A 15,501-nucleotide genomic window follows, 5' to 3' on the forward strand; every position below is an offset into this window, starting at 1 on the left:
TCCTGCAGAGGAATGAAGGGCGGCAGTGCGCCAGCCCGGACTTAACCATCCATGGTACGCACCTCTGCGGCGCTTTCGTGTCAACAATCGTGAACGGGGTGACGCCGCTGGGGTGCCGCGCCACTACTTGGTGCGGGGTGGGCGCTTGTCGAGCAGCGGCGCACTCACACCTTGTACCCCCACCAGCCCCAGCACCGTGACCAGCGAGGTCTGGGCGCCGTTCCAGGCATCCGTCAGGTCGATCCACTCCGACAGTGCGTGGAAGCCGCCCGTCTTGCCGCCGCCCCCGATCACGATGGCGGGGATGCCCAGCGCCATGGGCACGTTGGCATCGGTGCTGGCACCGGCCAGCACCGTCTTGCGGCCAAAGGCCGTGTTGGCGCGCACGGCGGCCTCCACGATCAACGCGTCGGCGGCGGTGCGGCCACCGGGCCGGTCGCCGATGAGCTTGGTCGATGCGCTCAGGGTGTTCACGCCCCAGCGTGCGTTCTCTTCGGTCACGGCGCTGTCCACGGCGGCCAACACCTGCTTTTCGGTGGCCAGCAGCGGGGCCATTTCGTCGGAGCGGATGTCCACCGCCATGCGCGCATCCGGCGCGATGGTGTTGACGGACGTGCCGCCGCCTACCGTGCCCACGGTGAAGGTGGTCTTGGGGCTCTTGGGCGTGCGGATCTCGGCGATCTTGGCAATGGCGCGGCCCATGCCGTGGATGGCGCTGGGCACCTCGCCGAACGCGGCGTAGCTGTGGCCGCCCGGGCCCTTGAAGGTCACCTCGTGGCGGTGGCTGCCCGTGCCCAGCACCAGCACCGTGCCATCGGGCGCGGGCTCCAGCGCCACCATGCCGTCGATGTCCAGGTGCTCCTTGAACAAATGCTTCATGCCGCGCAGGTTGCCCAGCTCTTCCTCGCCCACATTGCCCACAAACACCAGGTCGCCCACGGTGGCGATCTTCTGGTCGTTCAACACCTTGAGCCACGACAACAGCACGGCCAGGCCGCGCGTGTTGTCGGAGATGCCGGGCGCATACAGCTTGCCGTCGCGCTCCTTCACCTTCACGTCGGTGCCGGAGGGGAACACGGTGTCCAGGTGGGCCGAGATGACCAGCTTGGGCCCGTTGCCGGTGCCCTTGCGCACGCCCACCACATTGCCTTCGGCATCGATGGCGGCGTTGGTCAGGCCCAGGGCCTGGAGCCGGGCCAGGAAGGCTTCGGCACGCTTTTGTTCCTTGAACGGCGGCGCCTCGATCTCGGTGAGCATGCGCAGGTCTTCGGTGGCGCGGTCGTGGTCGGCCTTCACGGCGTCGAGCAGCTGCAGGATCTGGGGCGCAGCCATGAGCTGGCCGTAGGCCTTGTCCACGGCGGGACGCAGCGTGGTGGGCGTGGGCGCCACGGCGCCGAACTGCGCATGGGCGGCACCGGGCAGCAAGGCGGCGCAGGCGAGGGCCATGGCACCCACAAGGGCTGTGGCACGGAAGGTATGGAGAGGGAGAGTCATGGTGATCCAGCGAAACACGAACACAAACGGAAGGAGTGACCGGCCTGTCCAGCCATCGTGGATGGAGCCGCGGGCCGGCATGCAGTGCAATGCAATTGTTGGACCGAACCCCGCCCCCGGGCTCTGCTTTAATCTGCCGAGCCGACAGTTTTTCTTACATGCGCAAACACATCCCCAGCACCCGTGCCCTGCTTGTTTTTGATGCTGTGGCGCGCCACCACGGCGTGAGCAAGGCCGCCGAAGAACTCTGCCTCACCCACAGCGCCGTGAGCCAGCAGCTGCGCCTGCTGGAGGGCCAGCTGGGCTTGCAGCTGGTGCAGCGTGGCGCGCGCGGCTCCACCCTCACCGACGTGGGCCGCCGCTACCACGCGCAGATCGTGGGCGACCTGCTGCGGCTGCAGAACCACACGCTCGAAGCCATGGCCCAGCGGCCCGATGGCGCGCGTCTGCTGGTGGGCTGCGTGCCGGTGTTTGCCGAGCGGTGGCTGCTGCCCCGTCTGCCGGCCTGCCTTGCACAGCACAAAGGCTGCAGCCTGCACCTGCAGGTGTACCCCACGCAGATCTACATGGCGGAGATACCGTTCGACGTGGCCGTGCAATATGACGACGCGGCCTGGCCCGGTGTGGTGCCAGCGCCCCTGATGCCCGAGGTCTGCGTGGCCGTGTGTGCACCGCAGTCGCGCCACCGGCGTGCGACAGAGCGCGGCGACTTCCGGGCCGTGCCGCTGTTGCAGCTCAGCTCCCGCCTGGGGGCGTGGGGCGACTGGCTGGGCCGCGCGGGCATCACGCGCGTGCCGGCCCACACCCTGGGCGGCCACCGCTTTGATCTGTTCTCGATGCTGGTGGAGGCGGTGCGCGCCGATCTGGGTATTGGCCTGGTGCCCCGGTATTTTGTGGAGCGCGAACTGCAATCGGGCGAGTTGGTGCTGGCCCACCCGCACCACGACAGCGGTGCGCGGGGCTACAGCCTCTTTGTGGCGCCGGGGCGCCTGGAAGACCCTGCGGTGGCGGCCTTTGCACAGTGGCTGCGCACCACGGCGCAGGCAGAGGGCGCTGCGGTAGGCCGGTCTTCAGGCGCCGCTTGAAACACGCTGGCGCTGCAAACCCAGCCAGGCCAGCGCCAGCCCCGTCACCACAATCGGCACCAGCGATCCGGCATTCAACAGCGTCCAGCCCTGCGTCGTGACCAGCACGCCCGACGAGAACGCACTCAGCGCCAGCGTGGCGTACACGCAGAAGTTGATGGCTGCCTGGGCGCGGTCCTTCTCCTCCGGGCGGTAGGCCGTCATGGCCAGCGTGGTGGAGCCGGTGAACAGGAAGTTCCAGCCCACGCCCAGCAAGAACAGCGCAATGCCGAAGTGGTGCAGCTCCACGCCCATCAGCGCCACCGCCACACACGCCAGGTTGAGCAACACCCCCGTGCCCATGATGGGCAACACACCAAACCGCTTGATCAGGTGGCCGGTGACAAAGCCGGGCGCGAACATGCCGATCACATGCCATTCCAGCACCAGTGCCGAGGCATCAAAGTCAAAGCCACACACCTGCATGGCCAGCGGCGTGGCCGCCATCAGCAGGTTCATCACCCCATAGCCCAACGCGGCACCCACAATGGCCACGACGAAGGCAGGCTGGCGCATCAGCACAGAAAGGGGGCGCCCTGGCTCGCGTTGGCCCGCAGCGTTGAGCACCACGGGTTGCATTTCGAACCGGATGGCTGTCATGCACAGCATCGACAACAGTGCCACGCCGATGAGCGCGATATAGGCGCCCGCAAACGGCACCGGGAACAGCGTGCGCGTGGCGCTGGCCAGGTTGGGACCTGCCACGGCGCCCAGCAGGCCACCGGCCAGCACCAGCGAGACGGCCTTTTCGCGGTAGTCCGGCTTGGCCAGTTCGGCGGCGGCAAAACGGTACAGGCCACCGTTGGCGCTGTAGTAGCCCGCCACCACCGTGGCCGTGCACAGCAGCCAGAAACTGGCGCTGAACGCGGCCCAGGCACACAGCGCGGCCGACACCACGGCCACGGCCAGCCCGATCTGGAACGACACCTTGCGGCCCCAGCGCATTTGCGTCCTGGCCACCAGGGGCGTGGACAGCGCACCGCCCACCACATAGCCCATCACCGGCAGCGTGGCCATCCAGCCAAAGGGCGCGAGCTGCAGCCCCACCAGCCCGTTGATGGCGATGAAGACGACGTTGTTGGTCAGGAAAAGGCCTTGGCACAGGGCCAGCAACCACAGGTTCTTGTTCACGGCAGAGGGCGCCTTTTGGCGTCTTTATGAAATGGATGTCCCACGCAGGGCACTGGATGCAAGTCAAGGCCGGTGGGCGGTGTGGAACGCCGGGAAGGCTGGAGCACATCAAAACCCGACTGCTTTGCTCCGGCATTGTGCACTGCCGTTGATGAAGATCAGCGGATGCGCGGAGAGCCCCCCGTATGGTGGCGCCCAGTGCTGTGGCTCCCCACCGGGGCCAGCGTTTGAATGCTTGTGATGGATCCCTTGAAATCGACGGCCGCCGCCTTGCCCGAGGCGGCTGGCCCTGCCATGGAACTGGTTTGCCCCGCGGGCAGCCTGCCCGCCCTGAAGGCCGCTGTGGACCACGGCGCCAACTGTGTCTACCTGGGCTTGCGCGACGCCACCAACGCGCGCAACTTTGCGGGCCTCAACTTCGACGAGGCGGCCATTGCCCAGGGCATTGGCCATGCGCATGCGCGCGGCTGCAAGGTCTTCATGGCACTCAACACCTACCCCCAGGCGGCCAACCCGGGGCCGTGGCGCAGCGCCCTGGACAAGGCGGTGGACCTGGGCGTGGACGCCGTCATCCTGGCCGACCCCGGCCTCATGCAATACGCGGTGCAGCACCATCCCCGGCTGCGGTTGCACCTGTCGGTGCAGGGCTCGGCCACCAACTACGAGGCCATCAACTTCTACCGCGAGCAGTTCGGCATCGTGCGCGCCGTGCTCCCGCGTGTGCTGTCGATGGAGCAGGTGCGCCAAGTCATCGACCGCACGCCGGTCGAGATCGAAGTCTTCGGCTTTGGCAGCCTGTGCGTGATGGTCGAGGGGCGCTGTGCGCTGTCGTCGTACGCGACGGGCGAATCGCCCAACACGCACGGCGTGTGTTCACCCCCGAAGGCCGTGCGCTGGGTGGAGACCCCGCAGGGCCGCGAGTCGCGCCTGAACGGCGTGCTCATCGACCGCTACGCGCCCGGCGAGAACGCGGGCTACCCCACGCTGTGCAAGGGCCGCTTCGACGTGGGGGATGACGAGAACTACTACGCCATCGAAGAGCCCACCAGCCTCAACACGCTGGAGTTGCTGCCCCAGCTGCTCAAGATGGGTGTGCGCGCGATCAAGATCGAAGGCCGGCAGCGCAGCCCCGCCTATGTGGCGCAGGTCACCCAGGTCTGGCGCGAGGCCATGGACCAGTGCCTGGCCTACCCGCACCGCTATGCGCCCAAGACGCGCTGGATGGCCAGCCTGGACCAGGTGGCAGAAGGCCAGCAGCACACGCTGGGCGCTTACCACCGCCCCTGGAAATGAAATGATCAGGCGACAACCCCCTGAGGCGCTGCGCGCCTTCCCCTTCTCTCGCCTTGCTTGCGCGATGCGGGAAGGGGGACACCGCCAGCGCACGCCAGCGAAGCGCCGCATACGCGGCTTGGCGGCCCTTGCGCGGCGGTCGCTGGCCTGGGCCGCGCCAGATTCGAACTCAGTGAGCCGCTTTGGCGCCTGGCTACCACGATGAAAACCTTAGAGACCGCCCCATGAAACTTGCTCTCGGCCCGCTGCTGTACTACTGGCCCCGCGACACCGTGTTCGCGTTCTACGAAGCCATGGCCGCCACGCCTGTGGATGTGGTGTACCTGGGCGAGACGGTGTGTTCGCGCCGCCATGAGCTGCGCCTGGCCGATTGGCTGGCGCTGGCGCACATGCTGCGGGACGCGGGCAAGGAAGCGGTCTTGTCCAGCCAGGTGCTCATCGAGTCCAGCGCCGACGTGGGCGTGATGCACAAGATCACGGGCAATGGCGAATTTCTGGTCGAGGCCAATGACATGGGGGCAGTGAGCTGCCTTGCGCGTGTACCCGCCGGGCCGCAGGCCTTTGTGGCCGGGCCGCACCTGAACCTGTACAACGCGCCCGCGTTGCAATGGATGGCGCAACGGGGCGCCACGCGCTGGGTGATGCCGCTGGAGATGTCGCAGGACGCGCTCGCTGCTGTGCTGGCGCAGCGGCCCGCAGGCATCGAGACCGAGGTGTTTGCCTACGGCCGCATGCCCCTGGCCTATTCGGCGCGCTGCTTCACCGCCCGCCACCGCAACCTGCCCAAGGACGACTGCCAGTTCAGCTGCCTGCAACACGCCGACGGTCTGCCGCTGCGCACGCGCGAGGGCGAGGGTTTTCTGGTGCTCAACGGCACACAAACGCAATCGGCGCGCGTCTACAACCTGGCCAACGAACTGGCGGCGATGCAGGCCCAGGGCGTGGACGTGGTGCGGCTGAGCCCGCAGGCGCAGCACATGGCGCAGGTGATCGCCGCGTTTGACGAAGCCCGCCGTGCCGCAGCCGCCAAAGCCACTGCTGAAAACGCGCCCGACTTTGTGGAGCGCATGCAACCCTTCATGCCCGATCTGCCCTGCAACGGCTACTGGTTCGGGCGCCCGGGGCTGGAGCAGGGGATGCACGGCGCGGCGGGCGGTGCAGCCGCTCAGCCCTCCATGCACCCGTAACCACAAGGCAGATCACCATGTACCCCGGAGAACGTTTTAACAGCATCAGCCACCTGGTGGGTGCCCTGCTCGCCACGGCAGGCACGGCCGTGCTCATCACCCTCGCGGCGCGCCTGGGCGACCCGTGGAAGGTGGTGGCGTTCAGCATCTACGGCGCCATGCTGGTGGCGCTGTACGCGGCCTCCACCGCGTACCACAGCGTGCGCCGGCGCACCATCAAGGCCGTGCTGCAAAAGCTGGACCACTGCAGCATCTACCTGCTGATTGCGGGCAGCTACACGCCGTTTGCGCTGGTGTCGCTGCGCGGCGCCTGGGGTTGGTCGCTGCTGGGCGTGGTGTGGGGCCTGGCCCTGCTGGGCATTGCGCAGGAGATCTGGTGGGCGCGTGGCGCACGCGTGCTGTCGCTGGTCATCTATGTGCTCATGGGCTGGCTGGCGCTGGTGGCCGTGGTGCCGCTGTGGCAGGCGCTCACGCCAGCCGGGTTTGCCTGGCTGCTGGCGGGCGGTGCCTGCTACACGCTGGGCATCGTCTTCTATGCGCTGGACCACCGCGTGCGCCACGGCCACGGGCTGTGGCACCTGTTTGTGCTGGGCGGCAGCGTCTGCCACTTTTTCACCGTGTTTTTCTACGTGGCCTGAGGGCCCTTCTGTCTCATGGCGGCTTCTCCTCTTCGTTTCCCCCTGGTCGTTCCTGCGCCCGTGGGCGCTGTGCTGGCACGCCTGCCCGCCTACCCTGGCTCGCAGCTGCTGGTAACCGCGCTCAACCTGGCGCTCGCGCGGCACTTGCCTGCGGACGTGGGCCAGGTGCTGCTGCACAAGAAGATGCGGGTGCAGGTGCGCGATGCGCGCGTGGCGTTCGACTTTGCCTGGACGGGCCAGCGCTTCGCCCCCCATGCACCGCTGGTGCCGCCGCAGGTGGCCGATGTCACGCTGAGCGCTACGGCCCATGATTTTTTGCTGCTGGCCCAGCGCCAGCAAGACCCCGACACGCTGTTCTTCAGCCGCCGTCTGTCGATGGAGGGCGACACCGAGCTAGGCCTGGTGGTGAAGAACGCGCTTGATGCGATCGAGCTGCCCGTGCTGGACCCGCGCCAGTGGGTCCACAAGCTGGCGCCGCGCCAGGTGCTGGGCCACCTGCGCCGCCGCCTCGACCCCACTCCACGCAACGGAGGGTGAGCATGACCACCGACACCCATCCCCAGAACCACCCCTTGGTCTATTCCTGCTCCGGCTGCTCCAGCGCCGCGCAGCTGGCCAACCATGTGGCGCTGCAGCTCGACCGGCGCGGCGTGGCCGAGATGTCGTGCATTGCGGGCGTGGGGGGCGATGTGCCGCACCTGATGAAGACCGTGCGCTCGGGCCGGCCCATCATCGCGCTCGACGGCTGTCCGCTGGTCTGCGTGAAAAGCACGCTGGCGCGCCATGGCATCGTGGCCGACCGGCATTACCAGCTGCAGCAATACGGCGTGAAAAAGCGCACCCACGAAGACTTTGACCCCGTGCAGGCCGCGCTGGTGTTGGAGCAGGTGGAGGCTGACCAGCAGGCCCAGCCCCTGCGGCGCCCTTCTGTGGTGGAGCCCTCGCATGGCTGATGCTGCCCACACCCGCCGCATCATCGTCGCGATCTCGGGCGCCAGCGGCGCCGTGTACGGCGCGCGCCTGCTGCAGGTGCTGCAAGGCCAAAGCGGCATCGAGACCCACCTGGTCGTCTCCGACGCCGGCTGGCGCAACCTGCAGCACGAGCTGGACTTGGACCGCCCCGCCGTCGAGGCCCTGGCCCACCGCGCGCACGACGTGGCCAACGTGGGCGCGGCCATCGCCAGCGGTTCGTTCCAGTGCCATGCCATGGTGGTCGCGCCCTGCTCCATGCGCACGCTGGCTGCCATAGCGCATGGGCTGGCCGACAACCTGCTCACGCGTGCGGCCGACGTGGCCCTCAAGGAGCGCCGCCGCCTGGTGCTGATGGTGCGCGAGTCGCCCCTGCACCTCACGCACCTGCGCAACATGGTGGCCGTGACCGAGATGGGCGGCATCATCTGCCCGCCGCTGCCCGCCTTCTACCTGCGCCCGCAGACCGTGGGCGAGGTGGTGGACTACAGCGTGGCGCGCGTGCTCGACCTCATGGATGTGCCGCACGCCCTGGCGCCTCGGTGGCAGGGCCTGGAGCTGAATGCTCCTTAATTTATAGCTGTTGGCGCAATCAATACCTGCGCTATCGGCCGATTTCATTCAAATCCTGAACCTGACATGGCCTACAGCGACCTGCGCGACTTCATGGCCCAGCTCGAAGCCACGGGCGACCTGCGCCGTGTGGCGGAGCCCGTGTCGCCCCACCTGGAGATGACTGCGCTCAGCGACCGCGTGCTGCGCGCAGGCGGCCCGGCGCTGTTGTTCACCCAGCCCACGGGCCACCGCATGCCGGTGCTCACCAACCTGTTTGGCACCACAGACCGCGTGGCCCGCGCCATGGGCGTGGCCGACCTGCACGGCGTGCGCGCCCTGGGCGAACTGCTGGCCACCCTCAAGGAGCCCGAGGCGCCGAAAGGCTTCAAGGACATGCTCGGCATGGGCCAGCTGCTCAAGACCCTGTGGAACATGGCGCCGCACACCGTGGCGCGCGGCGCACCCTGCCAGCAGGAGGTGTGGGAAGGGCCCGACGTAGACCTGGCCCGCCTGCCCGTGCAGCACTGCTGGCCCGGCGACGTGGCCCCGCTCATCACCTGGGGCCTGACCATCACGCGTGGCCCGCGCAAGGCGCGGCAGAACCTGGGCATCTACCGCCAGCAGGTGCTCTCACGCAACCAGGTCATCGTGCGCTGGCTGGCCCACCGGGGCGGGGCGCTGGACTTTGCCGACCACTGCGCTGCCCACCCCGGCCAGCCCTACCCCGTGGCCGTGGCGCTGGGGGCGGACCCGGCCACGCTGCTGGGCGCCGTCACGCCGGTGCCCGACAGCTTGAGCGAATACCAGTTCGCCGGCCTGCTGCGCGGCGCCCGCACCGAGGTGGCGCCCGCGTTGGGTGTGCCCCTCTCGGTGCCCGCCACCGCCGAGATCGTGCTCGAAGGCCACATCCAGCCCGATGCCCACCACGCGAGCGGCTGGCAGCATGCGCTGGAAGGGCCGTACGGCGACCACACCGGCTACTACAACGAATGCGCCGAGTTCCCCGTGCTCACCGTGGACCGCATCACCCTGCGCAAGGACGCGATCTACCACAGCACCTACACCGGCAAGCCGCCCGACGAACCCGCCGTGCTGGGCCTGGCGATGAACGAGCTGTTCATCCCGCTGTTGCAAAAGCAGTTCCCCGAGATCGTGGACTTCTACCTGCCGCCCGAAGGCTGCAGCTACCGGATGGCGGTGGTCAGCATCCGCAAGGCCTACGCGGGCCACGCGCGGCGCGTGATGATGGGCGTGTGGAGCCACCTGCGCCAGTTCATGTACACCAAGTTCATCGTGGTGGTGGATGCGGATGTGGACGTGCGCGATTGGAAGGAAGTGATCTGGGCCATCACCACCCGAATGGACCCAGCGCGCGACACGCTGCTGGTGGAGCACACCCCCATCGACTACCTGGACTTTGCCTCACCTGTCAGCGGCCTGGGCAGCAAGATGGGGATGGATGCCACGAACAAGTGGCAGGGGGAGACCCAGCGCGAATGGGGCCGCCCCATGGCCATGGACGCCGCCGTGCAGGCGCGCGTGGACGGGCTTTTCACAGCGCTGGGCCTGTGACACCACCGCGCACCGCGGCGGTGCAGAGCTCCCCAGTCACGTAGAAGACAAGCACGCCCCGCGTTGTTTGCGACGATGCGCCAGCCCCGGCAAAGAGGGCTCTGCACCGGCATCCCACGGATGCCGCGATGCAGCACCGCGCACACCACAAGGAGACGACAGCAATGCAGCAGCCCGGCAGCATGATGGATCGGCCGTTACTGGTCTCGGCCATCCTCGAGCACGGTGAGAACCAGTACGGCGACCAGCAGATCGTCTCGCGCGACACCAATGGCAGCCTGCACCGCTACCGCTTTGCCGACATGGCCCGGCGCGCCCGGCAGCTGGCCAACGCTCTGCAGGCGCTGGGCCTGCGCCCTGGCAGCGTGGTGGGGTCGCTGGCCTGGAACAACCACCGCCACCTGGAGGCGTACTACGCCGTGTCCGGCAGCGGCATGGTCATGCACACCTGCAACCCGCGCCTGCACCCCGAGCAGCTGGCTTACATCGTCAACCACGCCGACGACGAGGTGGTGCTGTTTGACACCACCTTTGCACCGCTGGTGCGCGCCATTGCGGCGTCGTGCCCCCGCGTGCGGCACTGGGTGGCGCTGTGTGATGCGGACACGCTCGGCACCATCGACCTGCAAGGGGTGCCCGGGGTCGAGGCCTACGAGACACTGGTGGCCGGCCAGCATGACCGCTTTGAGTGGCCCGAATGTGATGAAAAGACCGGCGCAGCGCTGTGCTACACCTCGGGCACCACCGGCAACCCCAAGGGCGTGCTGTATTCGCACCGGGCGCTGGCGCTCAGTGCCCTGTCGGCCTGCATGCCGGGCGTGCTGAGCATCAGCGCGCGGGAGACCATCCTGCCCGTGGTGCCCATGTTCCACATCAACGCCTGGTGCCTGCCCTATGCGGCCCTGATTGGCGGGGCCAAGCTGGTGCTGCCCGGCCCGCGCCTGGACGCCGCCAGCCTGTACGAGCTGATGGAGACCGAGCGCGTCACCGTCAGCGCGGGTGTTCCCACCATCTGGATGGGCCTCATCCAGCATGTGGAACAGCACGGGCTGCGCTTTACCACCATGCGCCGCACGGGCGTGGGCGGCTCGGCCATGCCCAAGGCGCTGATCGCCAAGTTCAACGACCTGTACGACGTGGAGGTGCGCCATGGCTGGGGAATGACCGAGACCACCGCCATCGCCACCATGAGCGTGCTGGGCGCTGCCGATGCCGAACTGCCGCCCGAGGAGCGCCACGCACTTGTGGCCAAGCAGGGCAAGTCGGTGTTCGGCATCGAACTCAAGCTGGTGGACGAAAACGGCGCCCGCCTGCCCCGCGACGGCGTGGCGCAGGGCGAGCTGATGGTGCGCGGCCAGTGGATCGTGGACCGCTACCACAAGGCCGAGCGTTCGGCGCTGGCCGATGGGTGGTTTCCCACCGGCGACATCGCCACCATCAGCCCCCAGGGCGTGGTGCAGATTCGCGACCGCACCAAGGACGTGATCAAGTCGGGCGGCGAGTGGATCAGCTCCATCGACCTGGAGAACGCCGCCGTGGCGCATCCGGCGGTGGCCATGGCCGCTGTCATCGGCGTCAAGCACCCCAAGTGGGACGAACGCCCGCTGCTCTTCATCGTGCGCAAGCCCGGCCAGTCACTCGACAAGGCGCAGATCCTGGACTTCCTCGCAGAGCGTGTTGCCAAGTGGTGGCTGCCCGACGAAGTGTTGTTTGTCGAAAGCCTGCCGCTGGGCGGCACCGGCAAGGTCCAGAAAAACGAGCTGCGGCAACGCCATGGCTCGGTGTTCGGCGGCGAGTGACATCGCCCCGCATTGACGCAGTTCCTACCCACCCACCCCACGGAGACACACATGAACATGGTTCCCAGGAAATGGCCTCATCAATGGCTCAAGGCCGGCGCATGCGCCGCAGCGCTGGTGATGGCTGCGCACGCCGGGGCTGCCGAGACGGTGAAGATCGGCTTCATCGACCTGCTGTCCGGCCCGTTTGCGCTCACCGGCCAAAGCTCGCTCAACCAGCTGCGCGAGGTGGTGGCGCAGGTCAACGCCAAGGCCGGGCCCAACGAGCCCAAGTTCGAGGTGATGGACTTTGACAACAAGGGCACGCCGCAGGAGAGCCTGAACGCCCTGAAGGCTGCCACCGACCGGGGCGTGCGCTACATCACCCAGGGCGGTGGCTCGGGCGTGGCGCTGGCGCTGGTGGATGCGCTCAACAAGCTCGCCGAGCGCGACCCCGAGCGCGCGACCGTGTACCTCAACTACGCCGCCATGGACCCGCAGCTCACCAACGAGCGCTGCAGCTTCTGGCACTTCCGCTTCTATCCGTCGAGCGAGATGAAGATGGAGGCGCTGACCACCTACCTGCAAGGCCGCAAGGACGTGAAGCGCGTCTACCTGCTCAACCAGGACTACACCCACGGCCGCCAGGTCTCCAAGGCTGCCAAGGAATACCTGGCCCGCAAGCGGCCTGACATCGAGGTTGTGGGCGATGACTTCATCCCCATCGCCCAGACGCGCGACTTCGCCTCGTACGTGGCCAAGATTGCCGCCACCAAGGCCGACACCGTCATCACCTCCAACTGGGGCAGCGACCTCACGCTGCTGTTCAAGTCCTCGCGCGACTATGGCCTGAACATCAACTACTTCACGCTCAATGCCAACAACCCCGGCACGCCCGCGCAGATCGGGCCCTGGGGCGAAGGCAAGGTCGGGGTCATCTGGAACTGGGTGCACAACGCCCCCACCCCCGAGCTGGAAAAGATCTACGTGGACTACAAGAAGAAGACCGGTGAAGACTTTGTGTTTGCCGCCCACTGGAACAGCGTGCACATGCTGCGAGAAGCCATGCGCAAGGCCCAGTCCACCGACGCCAAGAAGGTGGCCCTGGCCCTGGAAGGCATGACCTACAAGAGCCCCATGGGCGAGGTGCGCATGCGCAAGACCGACCACCAGCTCGAAGCCCCGCTGTACCTGGGCATCTGGGCCAAGCAGGGCAGCAAGGGCGTGAAGTACGACGCGGAGAAAACCGGCTACGGCTTCCGCTCCGAAGTGGCGTGGGACAACTACATCAGCGCCCAGCCGACGTCGTGTCAGATGAAGCGGCCGTCCTGAGCGCCCCGCCATCTCTGCGCCTGCACGCCACGCACTGTGCGTAGCTGCTGCAGGCGCAAACGCTTTCCTCAAGGGCACGCTCGTTGCGGAGCCTTGCCATCAGCGCGGCATCGGTCCGCAGCGCAAACGGCCGTGCATCGGGATAAGCCACCTTTAACTGCTGGCGCAAGCCGGTGATTCTTTGACTGGCGTGGCCGGCATCGGCCCCGCTCTTTGTCGCTTGTGAGCGGCGCGTGCACACGGCCCACGCGCGCGGGCTCTGTGCGTGATCGCATCCACGCGCCAGCCCAGGCCCCCAGTCCGCAGCCGTCGTTGACTGCCACCCCACACCTCCAACACCCCTTGCCCTGCACGCCCTGGTGGGGCGTGCGCCGCCTCGGCGCTTTTGCGCCCCTGGCTCCGTGCGGGAGGCGCAAGCCCCATGCAGGCGAGCCCTTGCTCCGCAGGGCGTGCGGCACGCCAGGTCTCCTTCTTTCGGTCTTTGCATCCCCCGTCAGATGATTTGGTTGTAAAGAAAACGATTTTTATTCGTTTGGTTTTGACTGACCACGGCATAGATTGGTGGCTATCCCCATCCAAAACCGCTTTCCCCCACGTTCCAGGAGACCCTGTCCATGTCCGCCGATGCCCTTGAGATCACCTTGCCCGAAGCCCTGGAGGCTGCCCGCGCAGATGCCGCTGCCCAGGGGCTGAACTACGCCGGTGGCGTGCGCCCGCCCGTAGCGTGGGCGCTGGTGCAGTCGGGCCAGGCTGTCCTGGTGGATGTGCGTTCGGCCGAAGAGCGCAAGTTTGTGGGCCATGTGCCCGGCAGCCAGCATGTGGCCTGGGCCACGGGCACAGCGCTCACACGCAACCCGCGTTTTGTGCGCGAGCTGGAAGCCAGGCTGGCCAAGGACGGCGGCAAAGATGCCGTGGCGCTGCTGCTGTGCCGCAGCGGCAAGCGTTCGGTGCTGGCGGCCGAGGCAGCCGCAGCAGCGGGGTTCCGCCATGTGTTCAACGTGCTCGAAGGCTTCGAAGGCGAGATCGATGCCCTGCAGCACCGCGGCGGTGGCGATGGATGGCGCTTTCACAACCTGCCGTGGGTGCAGGACTGAAGAGTAGCGCGCGGACCTCCCGAACTTTGCAGACTGGATGAACCGGTACGACCGGTGTGAAACCCATGGCCCTTTTTGACATTGAACAGATCGCGCAGTCGTTGAGCGCGGCCCGGCGCGAGTGGCGCGATGCGCACAACCGCGTGCAGGATGCGGGCGAACGCGAGTTCCCCTCGCGCGACGCGCTGGCCCAGGTGGTACACCAGCTCAAGGGCGCGCTTTTTCCCATGCGGCTGGGCCCTTACGACCTGCGCCAGGAGAGCGAAGACTTCTACGTGGCCCACACGCTGGACAGCGCCTTGCATGCGCTGCATGTACAGATCGGTCTGGAGCTGCGCTACAGCGCCCGCCGCCAGGCGCTGGACGGATCGGATGTGGAAGCGCAGGCGCGCCGGTCGGCCCAGGCGTTTGCGCAGTCGCTGCCCGCCATCCGCCGCCTGCTCGACAGCGATGTGCTGGCGGCCTACCAGGGCGACCCGGCGGCCCGCAGTGTGGACGAAGTGCTGCTGTGCTACCCCGGCATCCTGGCCATGATCCACCACCGGCTGGCACATCGGCTGTACCAGCTGGGCTTGCCTCTGCTGGCGCGCATCGTGGCCGAGCTGGCGCACAGCGAAACCGGCATTGACATCCACCCCGGCGCGCAGATTGGAGCGGGATTTTTCATCGACCACGGCACGGGTGTGGTGATTGGCGAGACCGCCGTCATCGGCCAGCGCGTGCGGGTCTACCAGGCGGTCACGCTGGGCGCCAAGCGTTTTCCCACCGATGCCGAAGGCCACCTGCAAAAGGGCTTGCCGCGCCACCCGGTGGTGGAAGACGACGTGGTGATCTATGCAGGGGCCACCATCCTGGGCCGCGTCACGCTGGGCCGGGGCGCCGTCATCGGTGGCAACGTCTGGCTCACGCACGACGTGCCGGCCGGCGGCAATGTCACCCAGGCCAGCTCGCTGGAGTCGGGCCGTTTTGCCTCCGTGCTGGCGGGGGCTGCGCTATGAGCACGCTGGTCCAGGGTTTTGGCATCGCCGTGCGCCAGTCGCGCGAGGCCCGGGGCTGGTCGCAGGAGCGCCTGGCCGAACACTCCGACCTCAACCGCTCCTATGTGGGCGAGATCGAGCGGGGCAGCGTGATTGCCTCGCTGGCCACCGTCGAGAAGCTGGCCGGTGCGCTGGGCGTGGCGGCTTCGGGCCTGGTGGTGCGGGGCGAGGCTGTTCAGCGTGCCCAGCTGGTGCGTGGCATCGAGTTGGCGGCTATAGCCTGTTGAGGCGGCCCACGCTGCCACGGGACACTGCGCCCATTCCATTTTTCATCACTGATTTTTACCCCAGGGAGTT

The 15,501-nt window shown here is 67.6% G+C and carries 15 protein-coding genes; 13 read left to right on the forward strand and 2 right to left on the reverse strand.

The window, feature by feature from the left end:
• Positions 1-123: 123 nt before the first annotated feature.
• Positions 124-1,494 (reverse strand): M20/M25/M40 family metallo-hydrolase, encoded by a 1,371-nt coding sequence (locus ASD75_RS01850; protein WP_056743189.1) that lies wholly within the window; start codon positions 1,492-1,494, stop codon positions 124-126.
• Positions 1,495-1,652: 158 nt separating this feature from the next.
• Between ASD75_RS01850 and ASD75_RS01855 the strand changes: the two genes are divergently transcribed.
• Positions 1,653-2,579, forward strand: coding sequence for a LysR family transcriptional regulator (locus ASD75_RS01855; protein WP_056742639.1), 927 nt, complete (start codon positions 1,653-1,655; stop codon positions 2,577-2,579).
• Here the strand turns inward: ASD75_RS01855 and ASD75_RS01860 are convergent.
• Positions 2,565-3,749: an MFS transporter gene (locus ASD75_RS01860; protein ID WP_056742640.1), complete on the reverse strand. Its 1,185-nt coding sequence runs from the start codon at positions 3,747-3,749 to the stop codon at positions 2,565-2,567. The genes ASD75_RS01855 and ASD75_RS01860 overlap by 15 nt on opposite strands.
• A gap of 240 nt (positions 3,750-3,989) precedes the next feature.
• On the opposite strand from ASD75_RS01860, the gene ASD75_RS01865 reads away from it, so the two are divergent.
• The 12 genes from ASD75_RS01865 (at position 3,990) to ASD75_RS01920 (ending at position 15,431) form a co-directional block, all read left to right on the forward strand.
• Complete coding sequence (locus ASD75_RS01865; protein WP_200947547.1) at positions 3,990-5,042, forward strand: peptidase U32 family protein; 1,053 nt, start codon at positions 3,990-3,992, stop codon at positions 5,040-5,042.
• Between the two features lie 224 nt (positions 5,043-5,266).
• Entirely contained in the window at positions 5,267-6,229 is a 963-nt protein-coding gene (locus ASD75_RS01870) for a U32 family peptidase (RefSeq protein ID WP_056742642.1), read from the forward strand.
• A gap of 17 nt (positions 6,230-6,246) precedes the next feature.
• A complete protein-coding gene (locus ASD75_RS01875; RefSeq protein ID WP_056056758.1) occupies positions 6,247-6,867 on the forward strand; it encodes a hemolysin III family protein in 621 nt (206 codons plus the stop codon).
• A gap of 15 nt (positions 6,868-6,882) precedes the next feature.
• Positions 6,883-7,404, forward strand: coding sequence for an SCP2 domain-containing protein (locus ASD75_RS01880; RefSeq protein WP_056742643.1), 522 nt, complete (start codon positions 6,883-6,885; stop codon positions 7,402-7,404).
• Between the two features lie 2 nt (positions 7,405-7,406).
• Complete coding sequence (locus ASD75_RS01885) at positions 7,407-7,820, forward strand: putative zinc-binding protein (RefSeq protein WP_056742644.1); 414 nt, start codon at positions 7,407-7,409, stop codon at positions 7,818-7,820.
• Positions 7,813-8,409, forward strand: a complete 597-nt coding sequence (locus ASD75_RS01890) for a UbiX family flavin prenyltransferase (RefSeq protein WP_056742646.1) — start codon at positions 7,813-7,815, stop codon at positions 8,407-8,409. The genes ASD75_RS01885 and ASD75_RS01890 overlap by 8 nt, the downstream gene beginning before the upstream one ends.
• A gap of 66 nt (positions 8,410-8,475) precedes the next feature.
• Entirely contained in the window at positions 8,476-9,963 is a 1,488-nt protein-coding gene (ubiD, locus tag ASD75_RS01895) for a 4-hydroxy-3-polyprenylbenzoate decarboxylase (protein WP_056742648.1), read from the forward strand.
• 164 nt (positions 9,964-10,127) lie between these two features.
• Positions 10,128-11,762 (forward strand): long-chain-fatty-acid--CoA ligase, encoded by a 1,635-nt coding sequence (locus tag ASD75_RS01900; protein ID WP_056742650.1) that lies wholly within the window; start codon positions 10,128-10,130, stop codon positions 11,760-11,762.
• Positions 11,763-11,813: 51 nt separating this feature from the next.
• The gene (locus tag ASD75_RS01905) at positions 11,814-13,073 is read left to right on the forward strand and encodes a branched-chain amino acid ABC transporter substrate-binding protein (RefSeq protein ID WP_082564848.1); all 1,260 of its coding nucleotides are present in this window, start codon (positions 11,814-11,816) and stop codon (positions 13,071-13,073) included.
• Between the two features lie 614 nt (positions 13,074-13,687).
• Positions 13,688-14,167, forward strand: a complete 480-nt coding sequence (locus ASD75_RS01910) for a rhodanese-like domain-containing protein (protein ID WP_056742652.1) — start codon at positions 13,688-13,690, stop codon at positions 14,165-14,167.
• 65 nt (positions 14,168-14,232) lie between these two features.
• Positions 14,233-15,165, forward strand: a complete 933-nt coding sequence (gene epsC / locus ASD75_RS01915) for a serine O-acetyltransferase EpsC (protein ID WP_056742654.1) — start codon at positions 14,233-14,235, stop codon at positions 15,163-15,165.
• On the forward strand, positions 15,162-15,431 hold the full coding sequence (locus tag ASD75_RS01920) for a helix-turn-helix domain-containing protein (protein WP_056742656.1): 270 nt from the start codon (positions 15,162-15,164) through the stop codon (positions 15,429-15,431). Before epsC ends, ASD75_RS01920 begins: the two co-directional genes overlap by 4 nt.
• The last annotated feature ends 70 nt before the right edge of the window (positions 15,432-15,501 follow it).

Origin of the sequence: Acidovorax sp. Root568 (assembly GCF_001427445.1) — a bacterium.
Taxonomy (GTDB): domain Bacteria; phylum Pseudomonadota; class Gammaproteobacteria; order Burkholderiales; family Burkholderiaceae_C; genus Acidovorax; species Acidovorax delafieldii.